This window comes from Paenibacillus sp. FSL K6-2862 (assembly GCF_038005125.1).
Classification (GTDB): domain Bacteria; phylum Bacillota; class Bacilli; order Paenibacillales; family Paenibacillaceae; genus Paenibacillus; species Paenibacillus illinoisensis_A.
The window spans coordinates 5,906,550-5,929,319 of record NZ_JBBOSN010000001.1 but is presented as its reverse complement, the minus strand read 5'-3'; the positions used below and the strand labels follow the sequence as shown (position 1 = coordinate 5,929,319).

General features: G+C 50.2%; 13 protein-coding genes and 1 pseudogene. 12 read left to right on the top strand and 2 right to left on the bottom strand.

Going from position 1 to position 22,770, the window contains the following annotated elements:
• Positions 1–2 precede the first annotated feature (2 nt).
• The 5 genes from MHB82_RS26935 to MHB82_RS26915 all read left to right on the top strand — a co-directional run bounded on the left by MHB82_RS26935 (position 3) and on the right by MHB82_RS26915 (position 7,756).
• The gene (locus tag MHB82_RS26935) at positions 3–1,187 is read left to right on the top strand and encodes an ABC transporter permease (protein WP_341176256.1); all 1,185 of its coding nucleotides are present in this window, start codon (positions 3–5) and stop codon (positions 1,185–1,187) included.
• Positions 1,180–2,364 (top strand): ABC transporter permease, encoded by a 1,185-nt coding sequence (locus tag MHB82_RS26930; protein ID WP_341176255.1) that lies wholly within the window; start codon positions 1,180–1,182, stop codon positions 2,362–2,364. Before MHB82_RS26935 ends, MHB82_RS26930 begins: the two co-directional genes overlap by 8 nt.
• A 349-nt stretch (positions 2,365–2,713) precedes the next feature.
• The gene (locus MHB82_RS26925; RefSeq protein WP_095359889.1) at positions 2,714–4,411 is read left to right on the top strand and encodes a molecular chaperone HscC; all 1,698 of its coding nucleotides are present in this window, start codon (positions 2,714–2,716) and stop codon (positions 4,409–4,411) included.
• Positions 4,412–4,418: 7 nt separating this feature from the next.
• Positions 4,419–7,052, top strand: coding sequence for a tetratricopeptide repeat protein (locus MHB82_RS26920; protein ID WP_341176254.1), 2,634 nt, complete (start codon positions 4,419–4,421; stop codon positions 7,050–7,052).
• Positions 7,053–7,069: 17 nt separating this feature from the next.
• On the top strand, positions 7,070–7,756 hold the full coding sequence (locus tag MHB82_RS26915; RefSeq protein WP_095359887.1) for a DUF1266 domain-containing protein: 687 nt from the start codon (positions 7,070–7,072) through the stop codon (positions 7,754–7,756).
• Between the two features lie 92 nt (positions 7,757–7,848).
• Here the strand turns inward: MHB82_RS26915 and MHB82_RS26910 are convergent, their stop codons facing one another.
• Positions 7,849–8,658, bottom strand: coding sequence for a flagellar motor protein MotB (locus tag MHB82_RS26910; RefSeq protein ID WP_095291452.1), 810 nt, complete (start codon positions 8,656–8,658; stop codon positions 7,849–7,851).
• Positions 8,642–9,439 (bottom strand): flagellar motor protein, encoded by a 798-nt coding sequence (locus tag MHB82_RS26905; protein ID WP_095359886.1) that lies wholly within the window; start codon positions 9,437–9,439, stop codon positions 8,642–8,644. The genes MHB82_RS26910 and MHB82_RS26905 overlap by 17 nt, the downstream gene beginning before the upstream one ends.
• A gap of 169 nt (positions 9,440–9,608) precedes the next feature.
• On the opposite strand from MHB82_RS26905, the gene uvrB reads away from it, so the two are divergent.
• The 7 genes and pseudogenes from uvrB to MHB82_RS32110 form a co-directional block, all read left to right on the top strand.
• The gene (uvrB, locus tag MHB82_RS26900; RefSeq protein WP_183526829.1) at positions 9,609–11,600 is read left to right on the top strand and encodes an excinuclease ABC subunit UvrB; all 1,992 of its coding nucleotides are present in this window, start codon (positions 9,609–9,611) and stop codon (positions 11,598–11,600) included.
• A gap of 553 nt (positions 11,601–12,153) precedes the next feature.
• Complete coding sequence (uvrA, locus tag MHB82_RS26895) at positions 12,154–15,012, top strand: excinuclease ABC subunit UvrA (protein WP_095359884.1); 2,859 nt, start codon at positions 12,154–12,156, stop codon at positions 15,010–15,012.
• A 440-nt stretch (positions 15,013–15,452) separates the two neighbouring features.
• Positions 15,453–15,662, top strand: a complete 210-nt coding sequence (locus MHB82_RS26890; protein WP_095291462.1) for a DUF2759 family protein — start codon at positions 15,453–15,455, stop codon at positions 15,660–15,662.
• A gap of 277 nt (positions 15,663–15,939) precedes the next feature.
• Positions 15,940–17,106 (top strand): S1C family serine protease, encoded by a 1,167-nt coding sequence (locus MHB82_RS26885; protein WP_341176253.1) that lies wholly within the window; start codon positions 15,940–15,942, stop codon positions 17,104–17,106.
• A 42-nt stretch (positions 17,107–17,148) separates the two neighbouring features.
• Positions 17,149–19,047 carry a stalk domain-containing protein gene (locus tag MHB82_RS26880; RefSeq protein ID WP_341176252.1) on the top strand — a complete coding sequence of 633 codons (1,899 nt, stop codon included), beginning with the start codon at positions 17,149–17,151 and terminating at the stop codon, positions 19,045–19,047.
• Positions 19,048–19,577: 530 nt separating this feature from the next.
• Positions 19,578–22,091 carry a U32 family peptidase gene (locus MHB82_RS26875; protein WP_341176251.1) on the top strand — a complete coding sequence of 838 codons (2,514 nt, stop codon included), beginning with the start codon at positions 19,578–19,580 and terminating at the stop codon, positions 22,089–22,091.
• Positions 22,092–22,280: 189 nt separating this feature from the next.
• Positions 22,281–22,523 (top strand): annotated as a pseudogene (locus MHB82_RS32110) (SWIM zinc finger family protein); the annotation flags it as partial.
• Positions 22,524–22,770 lie beyond the last annotated feature (247 nt).

Below are 22,770 nucleotides of genomic sequence, written 5' to 3'. Positions count from 1 at the left end.
GGATGAACATTTGGCATATTTGCATGTTTGAAATAAGGCGGATTCTGAGAATCCGATCTGTTCTCCTGAATCTGTTTGTTCTACCGCTGCTGCTGATCTTTATTTTGGGAGCTGCGTTATCAAGTACGATGGATACGGGGAAGGACAACGTGCCTGGACAGGTACGCGTGGGAGTGATTCAGACAGGTTCGAATTCAGGTTCAGTCACAGAAGCCTTGAATGCATTTGTAGCGGCTCCAGCTGTAGCTGAAATGATGAAAGTACAGCACTTTACGTCGGAGGAGGAAGCAGAGCGTAATCTCCGGCAAGGTGAACTCGATTTTGCAGTCTTGATCCCGCCCGATCTGGAGGAACGGATGGTGAAGGGGGAAGAGGTGAAACTGCAATGGATTCTCGGGAAAGACGGCACATTGAACATCGTAGGTGAGACGTTGTTTACCCGCTTCACGGATGAACTGAACAGGAATATGGCAACAGTGGAAGTGTTGGGACTGGAAGGGAGTATGGCTGTGGCATCCATGGTTGGTGAGGGCGCAGCCAATATCTCATATGTTAACGTCAGCAACCCTGGAACCGAAGGTACCTCATACAGCGCTTCTCAATATTATGCTGCATCGATGCTGGCCATGTTCATGTTATACGCAGGCATGACGACGAGCAACAGCCTTTTTAGTGAGCGGGACAAGAAAACCCTAACCCGCCTACAGGCCGCTCCCGTAGGTAATGGTGTTATTTTTGCAGGGAAAATTGCGGGCAACAGCCTCCTGGCTTTCATGCAGGCGCTGATCATTGTTCTGATGACCTACTGGTTATACGGTGTGAATTGGGGGACACATCCTTGGCTGATTGTTCTGATCTGCGTTCTGATCACCATATCTTCAATGATGATTGGTGTAATTGTGGCACTCGTGAGCAAAAGTGCAGCATCTGCAAGTGCGTTAATGCAGGGCATCATCATTGCCATGACGTTTATTAGCGGCGGTTTTACCCCGATTGCCATTGATTTTGTACAGCGGATTGGTGAATTTACGGTAAATCACTGGGCTTTGCAAAGTTTCCTGCGAATGATGCTGAACGCTTCAATGAGCGAGATTATGCATAATATCCTCATGCTCGGTGTTGTGAGTGCCGTCTTGCTTGCCATTGCAGCTGTGATCTACGGGAAGGTGGGATATCGCTATGAATAGTCTGAATATTGCCTGGTTAATGATCAAACGTACTATAGGACGCAAACGGGGGTTTATGGCATTCCTGCTGCTTCCCTGCCTTGTTGTCACAGGAGCAGTTGCGTTATTTGGGAGCGAGCAAGCTACGCGGGCCGTTATTCCTTATGTAAACGAGGATCAAGGGGCAGCCGGTGCATGGATTGTGAACGAACTTGCGAGCAAGGAAGAATATCTGCTCAAGCCAATGAACACGGAGGCAGAACTGCGAGAAGCTATAACCCGGCAAAAGGGGAATGCGGGGATCATCATACCTGCTCATTATACGGATGACTTGCTGCAAGGGAAGCAGGTATCGATCGAGCTGGTTGAACTCCGTGTCAGTGAGAGTTCCTACACGCTGCGGGCTGCAGTTGAAGGGATGGCTGCCGGCCTCCATCAGTCGGCCCAGGTTGTGATGGCGGCAACGAGTGCAGCTTCAAGTCAAGAACAGATTGCAGAATCGGCAGCAACTCAAGAGCCATTCGAACAGCTGCTGCAGAAAACGGCGGAACATCAGATCTCCGGCGAAGCTACCGACCTGCAGATGTACCCCAAACCAGGACTGAACAATGTGACCGGATTTACAATCATGTTCATGATGGGGCTGCTGACCAGCGCAGTAGCTGTCATTATGGAAGACCGCAGGCAGCGGACGATGGCCAGAGTGTACACCGCTCCTGTCCGTGCATATGAAATTGCTCTTGGCAATTTCATGGGCAGCTTTGCCATCGGCATGATTCAGATTGTGCTGGTGCTGGGGATCAGCAGGTGGGTGCTGCACTATGACGCAGGTATTCCATTTGGCGTACATTTCCTCATCTTGGCTGCGTTTATGCTGGTATCCATGGGGATAGCGAGTACGGTGGCCGGGTTGATCCGCGAATCCAAAAACGCAAACGTCCTGAATTCGCTTATTATCACACCAACCTGCATGATCGGAGGGTGCTTCTGGCCGCTGTCGATTATGCCGGACTATATGCAAAAGCTGGCCAACTTTGTCCCGCAAAAATGGACGATCCAAGCGGTTGAAACGATCTCTGCAGGCGGCACGTTGTCCGACATCAAACTGCCGCTGCTTATTCTGTGTGGCATGGCTGCGATATTGCTGACGGTTGGATCGGTTATTCTTCGTCCCAATCAGCCAGGTGTGGACGCATAACCTATGGAAATGTGCTACGATAATTCAGGATAGGTTCATAGTTCATTTAATCACTAGAAAGACTTTCATAAATTCGAACGGCCGGGTGCACATTTGTGTATCCGGTTTTTGGGCTGTAATCAGGTAGGGGAGGTGCCAAGGGTCTGATTCGTGGTGCCTGCTTTTGGGTAAATCAGTGAAGTTATACCTATGTCCTCAGGTTGTTAATCTATGATAAATTGTTCGTTAAGGAATGAATTAGACAGGGTCCATTCGGTATGCTGGACTTGTATATGCCAGCATATAACAAGGCCTACGGGACTGTCCTGTACATTTTATAGATGTTGAACAGAAAGAGGGTAAGTACTCCATGACAATCATCGGTATTGATCTGGGAACAACGAACAGCCTGGTATCCTGCTGGGCTGGCGGAGAACCCGTTATTATTCCAAATGCACTCGGCAACCGCCTTACGCCTTCCGTCGTTAGTGTCGACGACAACGGGGAGATGCTCGTCGGTGAAGTGGCCAAAGAGCGGCTGATAACACATCCCGAGCGGACAGCTTCTGTCTTCAAAAGGTATATGGGGACCGGGCGAACATTCCATTTGGGTACATATCATTTTTTGCCGGAAGAATTATCGGCTTTTATATTGAAATCGCTGAAGGCGGATGCTGAAGCCTACCTGGGGGAATCCGTGACTGAAGCGGTTATTAGCGTGCCCGCGTATTTCAACGATGCCCAGCGCAAGGCCACACAGCGGGCAGGAGAACTGGCCGGTCTCAAGGTCGAGCGCTTGCTCAGCGAGCCCACAGCAGCGGCCATAGCGTACGGTCTGCATCAGCAGCAGCCGGAAACGAAATTCCTGGTATTCGATCTGGGCGGCGGTACATTTGATGTATCCGTCCTGGAACTGTTTGATCAGATAATGGAAGTGAAGTCGGTTGCCGGAGATAACTTCCTGGGGGGCGAGGATTTCACAAGACTACTGGCGGACATGTTTGCCGAGCAGCATCAGATTGAGCAGGATACGTTGTCAGGCAAGGCACAGTCAGCCCTTTGGAAGCAGGCCGAATCTTGCAAACGTGCGCTTGTTGATGGACGAGAAGGTACGATGTCCTTAACGCTGGAAGAGGGAGTAAGGGAACTTCGTGTTGACCGTGCAAGATTTGATCAAGCGGCTAAACCGTTACTGGCACGATTGCAAAAACCGGTCGAGCGTGCTTTGCGCGATGCTTCAGTCAAACTCAATGAGCTGGATGCCGTAATCCTGGTAGGCGGGGCTACGCGTATGCCGCTTATTTATTCGTTTACAGGCAAATTGTTTGGCAGACTGCCTGCGAACCATCTGCATCCGGATGAGGCTGTAGCCCTTGGTGTGGGAATCCAGGCCGCAATGAAGGAACGCCATGCCGACCTGGAGGAAGTGATTCTGACGGATGTATGCCCGTATACACTGGGTACCTCTGTGTCGATGTCGCTTGGCAATGGCCGATTCGAATCAGGTATGTTTGCGCCGATCATTGAACGGAATACAGTCATCCCCGTTAGTAAGGTCGAGCGGTACTATACAATGCACAACAATCAGGCATCCATTACTGCGGATATATATCAGGGAGAGAGCCGGCTGGCGAAGAACAATGTCAAGCTGGGGGAACTGACGATCTCGGTACCACCGGCACCCGCGGGGCAACAGGCCGTAGATATCCGTTTCACGTACGATATTAACGGCATCCTGGAAGTGGAAGTGTCTTCGGTGGAGACAGGGGAGAAAAAGGTAGCGATAATACAGGGCAAAGAAAGTGACCTGTCAAAAGAGGAAATTGCCGAGCGATTCAAAGCGCTGGAAGCGATCAAGATCCATCCGCGGGATCGGATGGAGAACCGATTGCTCCTGGCTCGCGGTGAACGGATGTATGAAGAATCACTGGCCGAGTACCGTACGATCATAGCCGAGGCCATGCTGCAGTTCGAAGAGACGCTCAAACGCCAGGACGACCGTGAAATCAGGAAAGAAGCAGAAAAGTTGAAGGAAGTGCTGGATCAAATTGAACGAGTGCGGGAGTGATATGTGAATGGACATCTGGACAAGATTGGGGCTTGAGCCTACGCAGGATACGGGAGCCATTAGACGTGCGTATGCGAAGCAGCTGCGAAGTACACATCCGGAAGACGATCCGGAGGGGTTCCAGGAATTGCGGTCAGCTTACGAGCAGGCCCTGATGGCTGCGAAAGAACCGATGCCGGATCAGGAGCTGCTTGCGGCGCAGGCCAGCCCGCAAGTACAGAATCAGTCCGATATGCAGCTCCGCTCTGTTCAGGCGGAAGGCCCTCTGCAAGAAGCGGCTTCCGAATCCGAAGAAGGTCCCGTCTACTTTACCGTGGATCACTGGGATGCTCCTGTTGAGACGGCAGCGACTTCGCTTCAAGATACAGCGGCAGTGGATGATACGGTCCAGTTGCTGGAACGAGCGCGTTATATTGTAGAGGATGTATTCAAACGGGCAGATTTGGCTGTATGGGAGGACTGGCTGCAGAGCGAGGAACTATGGCAGCTGGACGTGAAATTTTATACGGGAACGGAATTGCTGCGGATGCTGTATGAACGTCCTTTTTTGCCGAAAGCCATCTGGGGGCGGTTGGATGACTTCTTCAGCTGGACGGAACAGCGAGAAGAGCTGAAAGAGGTGCTTTCAGAGGAAATCGCAGAGTATCCGGGTATGGAACTAGGGCGTCCGTGGGAGCTTCGTTATGACACGTTTGATCCGGGAAGAGACGTAGACTATGAAACCTTCATTCGTCTGCGTGAAACGGCATTCCAACTGATGCTTCGAGGTGATATTGCAGAAGCCGCATCACACATTGATGCAGGTATGGCACTGTATCCGGATGACCCGGACCTGATCCGGCTGGCCGCCAAATTCCGCCTGTGGAACAAGGAGGAAGACGCAGCTCTAGTATTGTTTGAAAGGCTGGCTGCACTCGAACCAGATGCAGTGGACGGGCTGCTGCATAGCGCAAGACTGCTGCATGCCGCCGGGCAGAGGGAGCAGGCTGAGCAGCTGTACCGCAAGGTGCTGGAACGCGAACCTCATCAACTGGATGCATTGAATGGACTGGCCTTGTTCTATCAGGAGCAGGGTGAATTGGGGACAGCACTCCTCATGGTTGAGCAGATCGTCGCTCAGTATCCTCATGATCTGGAGATGCAGATTACGCTGCTGGAACTGAAACAGAAACGGGTTGAGCAAAAGATTAGAGCGGCTGAGCAGGAAGCGGATGCGGACGTTCGTCGCAAGCTGCAGCGTGAAGCTGCCGAGGGGTATGCTGAACTGTGGAACGATGAGCAGCTTGTTCAATATCTGGGCGAAATTAATGTAAACGAGGAGTTGGATGCGGCATTATATCTGCTCTGGGCCCAGGGCTTTGTTCGAATAGGCAAAGGCGAGGAAGGGATTGAAGCTCTTCAGTACGCTGAGGCTGCTGCGAGCAGGGAAGGAATCAGCAGCTTTCCGATATTGCTTGAACGCGGGCAACTGCATTTGCGCATGGACAATAATACGGCTGCCATAGAGGATCTGGGCAGAGCAGCAGAAATGGATCCATCCCATGCGGAGGTCAGGCATTTGCTGGCGAGTGCTTACCAGAGAGAAGATCAGCTTGAGCCTGCCATTGAACTATCCGGTCAGGCGATTGAGCTGAATTCCGAGCCCTATGAATATTATTCGCTGCGGGCGCTTTGTTATTTTAGAATGGGACGTTATGAAGAGGCACTTGCCGATTATGAGATCGTTGTAGTTAAGGAGCATGATTTTGCAAACGCCTGGTACCGGAAAGGGTTCGCGCATCTGAAACTGGGGCAGTATGCCGATGCCATACAATCCCTTGAAACTTCTTTGGTCCATGAGCATGAAGCGGTCATTTATTATTATCTGGCCATTGCGCGAACGAAGCTGGGGGAGATGGAATATGCCTTGCAGGACATCCGGCAATTCCGGAGCGAGAATCCGGGGGACCAGGATGGCCCTCTGATTGAAGGAGATATCCTGCGTTTACAGGGGCAGCTTATGCCGGCACACGATACATACGTCAACGGGTTAAATGAACATCCGAACGTATATGAACTTGCTAAAATGGCGGTCGTTTGCGTGATGGAGTCTGATATGCAGGACAAGGATCCACATTTGAACAAGCTTGCGGACATAATGTCTAACATGGAGACCGTCGAAACGTGGGGATTGCTGTTCATTACACGATATCTGGTAGAAGTCCAAGACTGGGCAAGTGTCCGAGCATATGTGGAAGCTTATATAGACGGAGAAGAACCGGAGGATATTGATCCTCATATCTGGTTGTATTCCGGGATTGCAGCCTATCATGCGGGGGAGATGGACCAAGCCATTCTTGAACTGGGTAAAGCCTACGGCGCAGGTCTGCGGGGCGATGTATGCAGTGCTCTGAGCATGGTGTATTACGATAAACATGATTGGGATCAGGCGCTCGCCTATGCCGAAGAGGCTATTCACAGTCAGCCAGACCACCCGGATTATGTTGTGCGTCGTAACGCTATTGCTGCTCGTGCTGCAGAACGGGGATTTTCCTTTTTGAAAAAGCTTCGCAAATCCAAGCCGGCATATGAACTGTGGCCTTCGACTGTACCCCTTCAACATCTGGAGCCAGATGAAGTCATGGACTTACATTTTACATAGGAAGGAGGGCAAGGATCATGGGACAGGACAGAGGAGCAGCTCAGGCTCTGCAGGGTGTTACGGACAAACAGCTGTGGTTTCGGGGCATGAGCGCCATCATGGATGAGATGAATGGACTGGATATACGCAACGATTACGAGCATGATGAGAATGAAGAGGAAAAAGAACGATTCCGTACCTCTTTGGAGGAAGAATGGCGTATTCATAACAGGGAAGAGCTTCTGTCGGCTTTGGAATGGATCCGGGAAGGCGGACATCGGGTTGCGTTTGAACAAATGAGGACTTTTATGAATGCATTATCGGAAGCTGATCAATGGAAGTGCATTCACTCCCTTAATCCGGAAACGGGCCGATATCATGAATATCTGGTGGTCAAAACGTATATGTACAAACTGCCCCCTGCCGGCATCGCAGCCTGGGATTGGGGAAGATACGCCAACCTGTGCCGGAAGAGTGCATATGTCGGGTTTATCACTGAAGTGGAGGCAGAACAATTGATTTTGGAGGCAGCCCTTGAAGCGCAATCGGCTTATTCTTCGTGGAAAGAGTACGCGTTTGCTTTCCTGGCGGGCAGATTGTACTGGTTGGAGCAAACGGCCGAGCCGCTGGTTCAGCGTCAGGTCAATTATGTGCGTAATTTGTTCGTGCAATCAAACAGCATTTATAACAAAGTGGACTGGAATTTGAATTTGTCCCTACAGTAAAATAGAAAAACAAAAGCACGTTCTACTGAATTCGGTTCAGCAGGAACGTGCTTTTTTTGGTGAAGTGACGGGATGCTTCGTCCGATTGGAACTTAGGTTTGGGGTTGCAGCTGACGCAGTACGGTGATTTCGACCCGGCGGTTTTTTTGCCTGCCGGCTGCGGTGGAATTATCACCTGTGGGACGTGTGTCTGCATAGCCTGCGTACTGAAATCCGTCAGGGTCCAGATTTTCTTTGTCCAAGAAAAACCGTAGCACAGACAGTGCACGTTCACCGGAAAGCTCCCAGTTGTCTTTGTATGTGGAATTCGCGCCGACAGGCACGTTGTCGGTGTGTCCTTCGATGCTGACGACAGTGCTCAGGTCACGAAACAGGCTTGCGAGCTTGCTGAGTGTAGGTGCAGCATCACTTTTGAGGGCGGCCTGTCCCTGATCGAACAGAAAGCGGTCACTCAGGGTGATGGAGATCCCCTGCGGATTATCTGCTACAAAAATCTGATTTTCCAGTTTATTATCTTCGATATACTGGGTAATCACATTGAACAGATTCTGCAGCTCCTCTTCCTGGGATCGAAACTGTTCTTCCCGCTCGGTCAGTGGCTGACCTTCTTCGGGAGATGTTGTATCCTCACCCTGGACCTCGGTTGGAGGGACTTCAGTGATGGTATGGCCTGCGGTTTCATCGATTCCATTGCCAAGGTCAAGAATGGAATCGGATTGATTAAATGTATTTTGCAGTGATTGGGTTACCACGTCGTATTTGCCTGAGTCCAGATTGCTCATGGCGTACATGATGACAAAAAAGATCAGCAGCAACGTAATGAGATCGGCATAGGTAATCATCCATCGATCCCGATGGTCACCAGGTTCACGTTTTCCGCGCCTTCTACTGCGCCGACTCATCCAATCCCTCCTTCATTACAGGACGTGAGATTTGACGATGAGTGAGGGTAAAGGACTCAAGCCGTTTCCGTACAAGATGAGGATTCTCCCCATTCTGAATGGCGAGCACACCTTCAAGCAGCATCTCCATCATCTGAATATCTTCCGCACCCCGGGACTTAATTTTGGAGGCAATGGGCAAAAAGATAAGATTGGCACTGGCTACCCCGTATAAGGTTGCGGTAAAGGCAACCGCGATGGCAGGGCCCAGTCCGGTAGGATCCGTCAGGCTGCCTAAAACCTGAATCAGTCCCATGACCGTACCGATAATACCCATGGTTGGAGCGTATCCTCCGGCGGACTCGAAGATTTTGGCATAGCCCTCATGCTTCTGTTCTACCGAATCAATCTCCAGCTCCATGATCTGACGGATCACATCCTGATCGGTGCCATCGACAACCATCTGGATACCGTCTTTCAGAAATGGATGCGGATGATCCATCACCTGGCGTTCCAGTGCAAGCACGCCTGAACGGCGGGCAATGGAGGACATGTCCACCAATTCTTCCATCCACTTGCGTGGATCATTATCATTACGACCAAAAGCCATGCGCAGTGCTGCCGGAATGGTACGCAGCCGATGAGACGGAAAGCTGGCAACCACTGCAGCAATTGTTCCACCGAACACAATTAGAGCAGCCGTTTTTTGCACGAGGCCGGACAATTGGCCGCCTTCCCACAAAAAACCGCTGATCACTGCGGCAATCCCGGCTATGATGCCGATAAGTGTCGCAATATCCATAAATTAACCCACTCCTGTCTTTACTTCACGTTTGCATCACATGTACGAACGAGGTATAATTATACGGGAACAAATATTCCTATTACTATAAGTTTTCCCATATGAAAATTCGGGGAACTTCGACAATATATAGTGACTATTATTTTAGACGATAGGGTGAGATACGGCAATGAGCGATATTATAATGAGCGACAAAACGTTCGAGATCGAGTCCGAGTTTTCTCCCCAAGGTGACCAGCCTGCTGCCATTGAAGAACTGGTGCAGGGTGTTCAGGAAGGGAAAAGATATCAGACGCTGCTGGGTGCAACGGGAACGGGTAAAACCTTCACAATTGCGCAGACGATTGCCAAGCTGCAACGTCCCACGCTGATTATTGCCCACAATAAAACGCTGGCAGCACAGCTTGCGAGTGAATTCAAAGAATTCTTTCCAAACAACATGGTTGAGTATTTTGTCAGTTACTACGATTACTATCAGCCAGAAGCATATATTCCGTCTTCCGATACGTATATCGAGAAGGACTCCAGCATCAACGAGGAAATTGACAAGCTGCGTCACGCCGCGACCAGTTCGCTGTTTGAACGCCGTGATGTCATTATTGTAGCGAGTGTGTCCTGTATCTACGGTTTGGGATCGCCGCATGACTACTCCAGCATGCTTCTGTCACTGCGCGTAGGCATGGAGAAGCCGCGTAATCAGATCTTGTCCCGATTGGTCGAGATTCAATATCAACGGAATGACATCAACTTCGTACGGGGAACATTCCGTGTACGTGGCGACGTCGTGGAGATTTTCCCGGCATCCAAGGGTGAACATGCGATTCGGGTAGAGCTCTTCGGAGACGAGATTGAGAAAATTACGGAAATTGATGTGTTAACCGGAGAACTGATCGGTGAGCGCGATCATATTGCGATCTTCCCGGCATCTCACTTCGTAACCCAGGAAGAAACGATGCGGGTTGCACTTGTCAACATTGAGCGGGAACTGGAAGAGCGGCTTGAAGTACTGCGCGAACAAGGCAAATTGCTGGAGGCGCAGCGATTGGAACAGCGTACACGTTATGATATTGAGATGATGAAGGAAGTTGGATTCTGTTCGGGGATTGAGAACTATTCCGGCCCGCTGACTTTCCGTGAACGCGGTGATACGCCTTACACGCTGCTGGATTACTTCCCGGATGACATGTTGATCGTGGTCGATGAGTCCCACGTGACCCTGCCGCAGATCCGAGCCATGTACAACGGTGACCAGGCACGGAAGACTGTTCTGGTGGATCACGGATTCCGTCTGCCGTCTGCACTGGATAACCGTCCGCTGAAATTCGAAGAGTTTGAAGAGAAGATGAACCAGATCATCTATGTATCAGCAACGCCAGGACCGTATGAGATTGAGCATACGGATACGATGGTACAGCAGATTATTCGTCCAACCGGTCTGCTTGATCCAATCATTGAACTTCGTCCAACGAAGGGACAGATTGATGACTTGATCGGCGAGATTAACAACCGGATTGCCAAGGACGAACGTGTGCTTATTACAACGCTGACGAAGAAGATGTCCGAGGACCTGACGGATTACCTGAAGGAGATTGGAATCAAGGTGCGCTATTTGCACTCTGAGATCAAGACATTGGAACGTATGGCGATCCTGCGTGATCTGAGGCTAGGCACATTCCATGTGCTGATCGGGATCAACTTGCTCAGAGAAGGTCTTGATTTGCCGGAGGTTTCACTTGTTGCCATTTTGGATGCCGACAAGGAAGGGTTCCTTCGCTCTGAACGTTCACTGATCCAAACGATCGGTCGGGCCGCGCGGAACAGCGATGGCCGAGTTATTCTGTATGGTGACAAAGTGACCGATTCGATGGACAAAGCGATGAAGGAAACGGAACGCCGTCGTGAAATCCAAATAGCATATAACGAAAAGCACGGAATTACACCACAGACGATCCGCAAAAAAGTGCGTGATGTGATCGAGGCCACCAAGGTTGCCGAATCCAAGAACGAGTATCTTACAGGCGCTGCCGAGAAGATGTCGAAGAAGGAGCGTCAGTCGCTTATTCAGCGTCTTGAGGCTGAGATGAAAGACGCCGCGAAGAACCTGCAGTTTGAGCGTGCAGCAGAGCTTCGTGATGCGTTGCTGGAGCTGCGTGCGGAGTAAATTGATAAATAGATATGCAACAAGAGAACGGCCAGTTGGCCGTTCTCTTGTTGAGTAAAGAACTGGCAAGGAATGACCGATAATTAGTCATGTTGAAAATCTGGAATCAGGTCTATACTGATAGAAATGTTGAAATTGGTTAAAAGGTTTATAGGAAAGCATTTGGAAGTCGTGTAGAGGGGAGCCGAGCCAAAGGCGATGGCGACTTACCGCGAACGAGGCAGGCCGTGAGCGACTTGGTGTTCAGTGGAGCCGAGCCAAAGGCAATGGCGACATACCGCGAGCGAGGCAAAGCCGTGAGCGCCCTCTCGTAGTAGAGCAGCCTTCCAAGAGACTGGCAGCAGGCCGGGATCTTGGGGGAAGCTGCGGGCACACGACATACCTTCACATAGCAAGACCCGACCCCACACCAAGCACAGCCTGTTTCGGGTGTCCAGAGGGCTGCGCCCTATGGGGCCCTCCCTTGGAAGGGAGGGTTTGGGTGGGATCGAAACGCTTGGAAAGCCTTAAATAAGGTTGGATAAGATCACAACATTGAGAGGATGGATAACCATTGGCGAGCGAGAACATTGTCATTAAAGGTGCGCGAGCGCACAACCTAAAGAACATTGATATTACCATCCCGCGTGACCGTTTTGTCGTATTAACCGGTCTGAGTGGCTCAGGCAAGTCCTCGCTGGCTTTTGATACGATATATGCCGAAGGACAGCGACGTTATGTGGAATCATTATCTGCTTATGCACGCCAGTTTCTCGGACAGATGGAAAAACCGGATGTCGACTCTATCGAGGGCCTGTCACCGGCCATTTCCATAGACCAAAAAACAACAAGCCGCAACCCGCGTTCCACGGTTGGAACGGTTACGGAGATCTACGACTACCTGCGTTTGCTGTTTGCACGTGTGGGTCATCCTCACTGTCCGGATCATGGTGTAGAGATTACATCCCAGACCGTAGAGCAGATGGTAGACCGCGTAATGCAGTACCCGGAACGTACCCGGCTGCAGATCTTGGCACCGATTATCTCCGGCCGTAAGGGCGAGCACAAAAGTGTATTTGCCGATGTATCCAAGCAAGGCTTCGTCCGTGTGCGGGTGAACGGAGAACTGCGTGATTTGTCTGAAGATATTCAGTTGGAGAAAAATAAAAAGCATACCATTGAAGTGGTCGTAGACCGGATTGTAGTCAAGGAAGATGTGCAAGCACGTCTGGCGGATTCCATTGAAACGGCACTTAATCTGTCCGGAGGACAACTGCTGGTAGATATAATGGGTGAAGAAGAGCTACGCTTCAGTTCTAACTTTGCCTGCCCGGTGTGCGGGTTCAGTATTGAAGAGCTCGCGCCACGGATGTTTTCCTTCAACAGTCCATTCGGAGCTTGCCCTGATTGTGATGGACTCGGCGTAAAAATGATCGTAGACCCGGATCTGCTCGTTCCGGATCGAAGCAAAACGATTGAAGAAGGCGCGTTTGATGCCTGGACAGGCGGTACATCCACGTACTATCCGCAGTTCCTGAAATCGGTGTGCGAGCACTTTAATATTCCACAGGATGTACCTGTAGAGGATCTGCCAGCGGATCAGATGAACAAGCTGTTGAATGGTACAGGTTCGGAGAAGGTCCGTTTCCGTTACGAGAATGATTTTGGCCAGCGCAAGGAAGCTATGGTGACCTTTGAAGGGATCGTTAACAATCTGGAACGTCGTTATCGTGAGACGGCATCCGAGGGGATCCGGGAGTTTATTGAAGGTTACATGAGTGCGAAGCCTTGTGGTACCTGCAAAGGAAACCGATTGAAACGGGAAAGCTTGGCTGTTACCATCAACGACCACAACATGGCATATGTGACTGGCCTGTCCATCGGGGAAGCAGGACGTTTCTTCGAATCGCTGCAGCTTAGCGAGAAGGAACAAGCCATTGCCAAACTGATTCTGAAGGAAATTAACAGCCGTCTTGGCTTCCTGGTCAATGTCGGTCTGGATTACCTGACCCTGAGCCGTGCTGCCGGAACATTGTCCGGTGGTGAAGCGCAGCGGATTCGTCTCGCTACCCAGATTGGTTCCAGTCTGATGGGCGTGCTGTACATTCTCGATGAGCCGAGTATCGGTCTGCATCAACGGGATAATGATCGTCTGATTTCCACACTTGCTCACATGCGGGATATCGGTAACACGCTAATTGTCGTGGAGCATGATGAAGACACGATGCTGGCAGCCGACTACATTATCGACATCGGCCCAGGCGCAGGTATTCACGGCGGTACCGTCATGTCACAGGGTACACCGGAAGAGATCATGAATGACGAGAACTCGCTGACGGGGCAGTATCTGAGCGGACGCAAGTTTATTCCTGTACGGACGGAACGCCGCAGTGTAGGAGATCGCTGGCTGGAAGTGCGCGGGGCGAAGGAAAATAACCTGAAGAACCTGAATGTTAAAATTCCGGTGGGTGTATTTACTGCAGTCACAGGGGTATCCGGCTCAGGTAAATCAACACTGATTAATGAGATTCTGTACAAAACGCTCGCACGGGATCTGAACCGTGCACGTGTGCGTCCCGGCCAGCACAAAGAGATCCGGGGTCTGGAACATATTGATAAAGTCATCGATATCGACCAGTCGCCAATCGGCCGTACACCGCGTTCCAACCCAGCTACGTACACCGGTGTCTTTGATGATATTCGGGATCTGTTTGCACAGACGAATGAAGCCAAAGTTCGTGGTTACAAAAAAGGCCGGTTCAGCTTCAATATCAAGGGCGGACGCTGTGAAGCTTGCCGCGGAGATGGAATTATCAAGATCGAGATGCACTTCCTGCCCGATGTCTACGTCCCTTGTGAAGTCTGCAAAGGGAAACGGTACAACCGGGAAACCCTAGAAGTTAAATATAAAAACAAAAATATTGCGGATGTACTCGAAATGACAGTTGAAGATGCTACACAATTTTTCGAGAACATTCCGAAGATTCATCGCAAAATGCAGACATTGCTTGATGTAGGTCTGGGTTATATTAACCTTGGACAACCTGCAACGACATTGTCTGGTGGTGAAGCCCAGCGTGTGAAGCTTGCTTCCGAACTGTATCGTCGCAGTACAGGTAAAACAATCTACATTTTGGACGAGCCTACAACAGGTCTGCATGTCGATGATATTGATCGTCTGCTTAATGTGCTCCACCGTCTGGTGGATTCCGGTGAATCGGTACTCGTTATCGAGCATAATCTCGACGTTATCAAAACCGCTGATTATATCGTGGATTTGGGTCCTGAAGGTGGTAGTGGCGGCGGAACGATCGTGGCGACAGGGACACCAGAGGATATTATTAAGGTGGAAGCTTCTTATACAGGCAGGTACCTTAAACCGGTATTGGAGCGTGACACGGAACGAAGCAAAACGCTGCAATTGACGGAATAGGCAAGACCATATTGTTCGTTAAAATGAAATGAAAATTAGTGACCATCCACCCTACTTGATTCAAGTACCTTTACTTATCGGTGTCTTGGCGACAAGCCGAGCCGGAACGTAAATTGTTGACTAGCTAACTAGGGTGATTATCTCTATAATCAATAACCCTTCTTTTGATGAAGGGCAAGGTATTTATTTTCCGATGAGTGCCTTGCTCTATTCAAAAGAGGGGTTATTCCTTTTTCACTGAAGTTAGCATAATAGTTATTTCATTGAAAGTGTTTACATATGAGGTAGGGCAGGCATTACAGCAACCCGAGTTCGAACTGGATTTTTTTCATTTTTCTGGATGATAGGGCTTGCATTACTAGCAGGGGACAGATAACATAGAGGAAGATATTAGGGTATGCGTTAGCTGTTCAACTATGGTGAGGGGGGTCTGTCTATCCATGCTGTTTGCAGAAGCTGCCACGGCGAGTACATCCAATTTTAATGCATTTGATATTTTTGTCATTCTGTTTACAATCATTATTTTTATTGGTGTGGTTCGTCTTCTTCGAGCACCGAAGAAGAATCTGTTTGCGATCGGATTTGCAGTAGTCAGTCTGCTTGTCTTCCTAATGACGGACTATGCAATGATTAAGAACTGGTTTAGTTAAAGGAAGACCCTTCTGGGGGATTCAGAAAATAGCAAACGGAAACAGACAAAACACTTTCCTGGGTAATGGCGGAGGGTGTTTTTTTTGTGTGCTGGTGGGTATGTGTGAAGCCATGTTTTTACGAGTAAAAGTAGGACTGAAAACATTTGTACAGGAAGAATATGTATGATAAATTGGAGGATACCGGTATAGCAGATGATAGAGACAAGAAATCCATAGAGTTGGATGCTAGGATGGTTGCATAACGGAGGATATATGGAGAGGGCTAGGTGAAAAGATGAGATCGTTGGGGAAAAAATGCGTGGCGGTGTGTATAGCTGCTGTACTCGGGGTGAGTGTTGCGTCTACGGCTGGGGCAGCAGAGCAGGCAGCTGACATGAAGGCCAAAGTCGTCGACGGACAGGTGTATGTCAGTGCAGCTGATTTGGTGAAGTCCATCGGTGGGAATGGCCAGTATGATGCGAAAACGGGAACCTATCAGTACAAGGGGAATGAAGCCATTCCTAAAGTAATCGAGAAGGTGTCACCATCTGTTGTTGGTATCATTGGCAAAGCGGATGCAGGGCAGGAAGGGGTCACGACAGACCGCTATAACTTAGCTCATGGGACCGGCGTAATTATACGCTCCAATGGCTGGATTGTGACCAACGCACATGTGGTGGATGGATTAAGCAACGCCTTGGTTGTGACGACCGATGGTAATACATATAAAATTACGAAAACATACAGCGATCCACTGAGTGATCTGGCGCTCATCAAAATTAATGCCAAATCGCTTAAACCGGCGACGTTCGCCAAAGCTTCCCAAACTTCAGTCGGCGAGACGGTTGTTGCTATTGGTACACCCATCTCCTTCTCCCTGCGAAATTCGGCAACTGTGGGTGTCATTAGTGGCCTGAATCGCGGAGTGGAGGCAACCTATCGTTTGATTCAGACGGATACAGCCATTAACCCGGGGAACAGCGGAGGACCGCTCGTTAACCTCAAGGGGGAGGTTGTTGGCATTAATTCCATGAAGTTTTCAGCGGTGGGTGTCGAGAATATGGGATTTTCGATTCCTGTGGATACCGTTCAATATATTATCAATCAGTTTTTTGAATACGGCAAAATCAAACGGGCAAGCCTTGGTCTGCAGCTCGAAGAGAGCTGGTCTGCGATTGTAGGTCTGCCTACGGACGATCCACTCACAATCACGGGTGTGCTGTCCAGTGAAGCGAAGAAAGCCAAAATCCAGGAAGGAGACGTGTTATACAGCGTAGCAGGTACGCGTGTCTCTTCCGTTGTGGATATTAATGAGCTGCTCAAGAAATATGTACCCGGGCAAAAGGTGAAACTGCTGATGCAATCCGATGGTGATATCGTCACACGTACATTGGTGCTTGCGGATCGTGCGGATATCCAAGATGAGGATGAAGAGCCGTTTCCGGTAGATGAAGAACAATAAAGCCCGGTGAACGACCCGGATCAGAGAGGACGATGGAACGGAATGAAGAAGTCATTTTTACGTGTGCTGAGCACAGGGGTGTTAACCGGGATGCTGACCATGGGTGCTGTAATGCCTGTATGGGCAGCTGAATATACGACGAACGAGCTGCGGATCCAAGCCGGAAGCACGAGCGCCTACATCAACGGCAGCAAGCAAGCGATCGCCAAACCGTATAAGGTTAAGGGTGTGACGATGGTGCCTGTCGGTGTGTTCAAGAAGGCGTTTGGCAGCGAAATTCGGCTGGAGAATAATGATGTCGTCAAAGTGAAGGAAGGCCCGCATACGGTCACCTTAACGATTGGCAGCTCCATTGCCTGGGTGGATGGGGTCAAAAAGGAAATGGGTACCGCTCCCAAAATGGTAAATGGCGTGCTTATGGTCCCCCTTCGTCCGGTAGCTGCCGGCATTGGAGCAACACTCGCTCCAAGCAGTTCGGGAGAAGTGGTCATTCGATTATTGCAAACAGATGATTCCGTGGATGAAGATGAGGGCGGCATCGATCTCGACGCAGGCAAAACGAGAATCGGCAACAGCTATTACGGCTGGTCCATCAATTACCCGGCAGATCTGATGGTTTTGCAAACAGGTGAGCAGGAGCGGATGATGACGTTTGGCTCGGCGGACAGCAGTTACTACCTTGAGGTGTATGTTAGCGATCAGGATGTGGCTCTGGATTCGGATGACATGCTGCAGCAGCTGGTTCAGGAGGCCAAGCAGTCAGGGGATACGGTGCTGGACCGGGAATCCGTTGCCAAAGGCAAAACGCCTTATGCCCGAATCGTAGTTAAAGATATGGACGGCATGTTATGGGAGATGCGCCAGTACATTAATAATGGACGTCAATATGACGTTTACCTGGCAGATTACGATGCACTGAACTACAAGGATCTGAACAAACGTGCTGCGTTCCTCAACTCATTCCAGCCTACCTACGTGCAATCGGACCGGACCATTAAGGATCTGTCCACCGTCGATAATGGCATGCGTTCCGCATGGAATGACGATTATGGCATCGAACTGAGTGTCCCGGCTGGTTGGTCCATGGATAATACTCAGATGACTTATGAGTCCAAAGATGGCGCGTTTCTGCAATTGCGGGTTACTTCAGCACCAGCGGGGGCAACCGTAAAAGACTGGAGCGGTCAACTGGACAAGTGGATGCGAGAAACGTTCACACCTGAAAGTTATGAACCGATTCGTTCGTATACCATTGATGTTTCCGGCGAAACGGCGGAGGTCAATGAGTTCCGTTATAACTTCGGTGACGGATGGCAGACGGAGTTCGATGTACTTTTGCAGAAAAACGGCTATCGCTATTACGCCGAATACACATTCCCTGAGGAGCAGACTCAGGATCGGGAATGGTTTGAGCGGGTGATGAATAGTGTGGTGATTGATTTTGATACCGTCTCCGATAACTTCGGACAACTGGATGAAGATCCGTATTTGACCGATAAAACGAAAACTTTAACGCGTACCTCCAAACGATACCATTACAGCGTCGACATTCCGCGTTACTGGACGGCGTATAATGACCGATTCGAGTATTCTCCCGTTGTTTATACGTTCACAGGCGGTCAATTCTCCATTGGCGTGAACGAGGATCAATCGGTCGAAATGACGGTCAGCCAGCTGAGAGAAGCTTATGAGGAAGCCGCGAAAACGCGGAAAAACTTCAAGCTGCTGAACAGCGGGGAGACGACCATTGCTGGTGTTCCAGCGTTCTCCTTCACGTATCATGAACTGGACAATGGCGTGCCGTATACTGGGCAGCAGATCGTCTTTGAACAGAATGGAATGACGTATACGATTACGACAGGACTGAATGATGCCAACAAAACGGATGTGCAGAACGCAGCGCTGGAGAAAGCCGTGAAATCATTTACTTTTACAAAATAATAAAGTTTATGCCGGAGGGTCTGAGACCTTCCGGTTTTTTCTATATCAAATCAAATGAATCCAATATTACACGGAACGAAGAGTGCAGAACCAATCTGAAGAAGCGAAGCTGAAAGCTTTCTGAAAGAAAGCTGCATCGGAAGCATAAGCCCCGCGTTTATCCCCGGATTTTCCCCTTTATAAAGGGAATCAAAAAAATCCGGGGATAACAGCGATCGGAAGATGGTACTGCAATCGGAGTGGTAAAGTGTAAAATTATAAGTCAGCAGATGGAAATGAAAATGGTAAACGGTTTTTTCAGGAAAGCGTAGAAGAGTGAGTGCAGAAGTGGTACAATATCTTAGTTCAGGAGTTATGACTGCTGATCTGATAAATTAAGATGACTGTAGGCTTGGGAATCAGGCAATACAGACATAATGTATAGATATAGCGATACAGTGACAATGCAGGCAACGGGATGAAGGTACAGGCTCAGCGTATGAGGATACAGGGATGAAATCCGGCTACGGCCGGTTATGGGGAGGATCTACATGAAAACAGCAACATTACGAAGAGAAGACGTCGAGCTTCTGGCACCCGCAGGTGATTGGGATTGTATGCGTTCGGCGGTGGCCAATGGCGCGGATGCGATTTTCTTCGGAGTCGAAAAGTTTAATGCACGGGCACGCGCGAACAATTTCCGCATGGAAGAACTGCCGGAGATTATGGCGTTTTTGCACAGTTATGGCGTAAAAGGGTTTTTGACCTTTAATATATTGATTTTTGAAAATGAATTGACGGATGCCAAGGAACTGATCGACGCATGTGTCGATGCTGGCGTAGATGCCGTGATCGTACAGGATTTGGGCTTGGTGAAACTGATTCGTGAGATCTCACCGGATTTCCCGATTCACGGTTCCACTCAGATGACGATTACATCACCGGAAGCGGTTGAGTTTACGAAGCCGTTTGATATGGAGCGTGTCGTTCTTGGCCGGGAGAACAACCTGAAGCAAATTCAGAAAATTGGTGAACAGGCGAAACTTCCAATGGAAGTATTCGTGCATGGTGCGCTGTGTGTATCGTATTCGGGACAGTGTCTGACCTCCGAGATGTGGGGCGGACGTTCTGCGAACCGCGGTGAATGTGCACAGGCATGCCGACTGCCATATGACTTGATGATCGATGGAGAACATAAGCCGATGGGTGATGTCGCATACCTGCTGTCTCCGAAGGATCTGGCTGCCATTGACTTGATGCCGGAACTGATCGAAGCAGGCGTAACGTCCTTCAAGATCGAAGGTCGTCTCAAAACCCCGGAATACGTGGCGAACGTGGTTAGCAAATACCGCAAAGCAATTGACCGTTACTTCGACGGTGACAATACGCCACCAAGCAAGGAAGAAATCCGTGAGCTGCAGCAAAGCTTCTCCCGTGGCTTCACACATGGTTTCCTGGACGGTACGAACAACAAACAGCTGGTTGATGGTACGTTCCCGAAAAGCCGTGGTGTCTACCTCGGACGCGTGGATCAAGTTTTGCGTGACGGTGTTGTGTTGAAGCTGGACGCACCTGTGAAGCGTGGAGACGGCATCGTGTTTGACGCTGGTGACCCAACGCAGAAGGAAGAAGGCGGACGGGTATACGATGTACGTCGTAAAGGCGTGAAAATTGAAGGCGAAGCCGGTGAAGGCTGGATCGTGGACATCGTGCCAGGTCGCAGTGACGTGGATCTGCGCCGCGTGAAGGTTGGCGACAAAGTGTGGAAAACGAATGACCCTGCGCTAGACAAACGTCTGCGTCAGAGCTTCGAGACCGAGAAGCCGTACCGTGTATTCCCGGTAAAAGTAAAAGTCATCGGCAGCCCTGGGCAGCCGCTCAGCACTTGGTGGACAGACGTGCAGAAGGGCACGACCGTCCGGATCGATTCCGAGATGGAACTGGACATTGCCCAGAAGCGTCCAATGACCTATGAATTGCTCGAGGAGCAATTCGGACGTCTGGGCGGCACCGTGTTCCAGCTGGAAGAGCTTGACGTCAACCTGCATGGTGACGTCATCATCCCGATGCGCGAGCTGAATAACATTCGCCGTCAGGCGGTGGAACAGCTCGCGGGCGAGCGCCCTAAACCGCCCGTCTACGTGAAACGGGCGGTAGAAGTTTACGGCGATGCGGTTAAACCGGCATCGCCAGTGGCTCGCGGTCAAGCAGAGCTGACCGCGCTCTGCCGCAGCCTGCCTCAAGTGGAGGCAGCGCTGGAAGCGGGTGTCGGCATGATCTACGCCGACTTCGAGTTTATCAAGCAGTTCCCGGCAGCCGTAGAAGCCGTACACGCCGCTGGCCGCAAGATTGCCTTGGCAACACCGCGTATTCACATGCCTGGCGAGAACGGATATCACAACAACATCCTGCGTCTGAAGCCGGACGCTGTGCTGGTACGTAATACAGGTGCGCTGTACTTCTACCTGCGTCATCGGATGGAGAACCCGGATGCGAAGCACCCGGAACTGATCGGTGACTTCTCATTGAACATCGCCAACCATAAGGCTGTTGAACTGTTCCTGGAAGCAGGATGTGACTGGATTACGCCATCCTATGACCTGAACATTCAACAAATGGTTGATCTGCTGGGTAACTCCCGTACAAGCCAGACCGAAGTGGTTATTCATCAGCATCTGCCGATGTTCCATACGGAGCACTGTGTGTACTGTACGTTTATGAGTGAAGGAACGGATTATACGAACTGTGGACGCCCTTGTGAAGAACAGCGTGCATCCCTGCAAGACCGGATCGGCATGTCCCACCCGGTACGTGTGGATGAAGGCTGCCGTAATACCGTTTATAACGCAGTGGAACAGTCGGGTGCCGAGTACCTGACCAACTTCATGGACCTGGGTGTATCCCGTTACCGCGTCGAGTTCCTGGAAGAGACGCCGGAGCAGGTTATGGAGGTTATTGATCTGTACAACCGTGCACTTCGCGGTGAGATTAGCGGTACACAAGTATGGAAAACATTGAAAGCAACCAACCAACTGGGCGTTACGCGTGGTCAATTGGTGAAATAAACGGATCGTAGGTTACATCTATTAGGACGATAAGTATTGTAGCAAGCAACAGGTTACAAGCATGAAGCAACCCCAATCTCTGCTTTACGGAGCTCTTGGGGTTTTTTCTGTAAAAGGGACAGGTGGATTGAGAGAATATTCATACCCGCCAGAACGCATAAGGAGGCGAAATACGTGGCGCCATTCACCATGATGGATATCAAATTGCTGTGCGGGGTCACGGCATTCATACGAGGGGAAGCCTATAACCAGTCCGGCAGGGTGAGCAATCTGGTTGTCAGTGACAATCAGCGTCATTATGAAGCCATGGTGCGTGGCACGGAACGATATCAGGTAAAGGTGGATTTGGACGAAAAAGGGGAAGTTGAGGCAACATGCACTTGTCCAGGCGATGGCCGGTATTATGACTATTGCAAACATGTCGCTGCAGTTCTGCTGGCGATTCATGAATGGGGTGAGCAGCAGGAGCTTAAAGCTGCCGGTACCGGCATATCTCAGGAGTCATCCAAACCTTCCTCAGGGAATTCTTCTAGCTCTGGTATAGGCTCCGGTTCCAGAGTAGGTACGCTGGTGGAAGAGAAGGAGTGGGAGCGTCCTAACTCTTCTTCAACTTTAGACTCGGCTAGGAATGACAATCTGGAACGACACGAAGGTTCAGATTCAAAACGGTATACAGAGT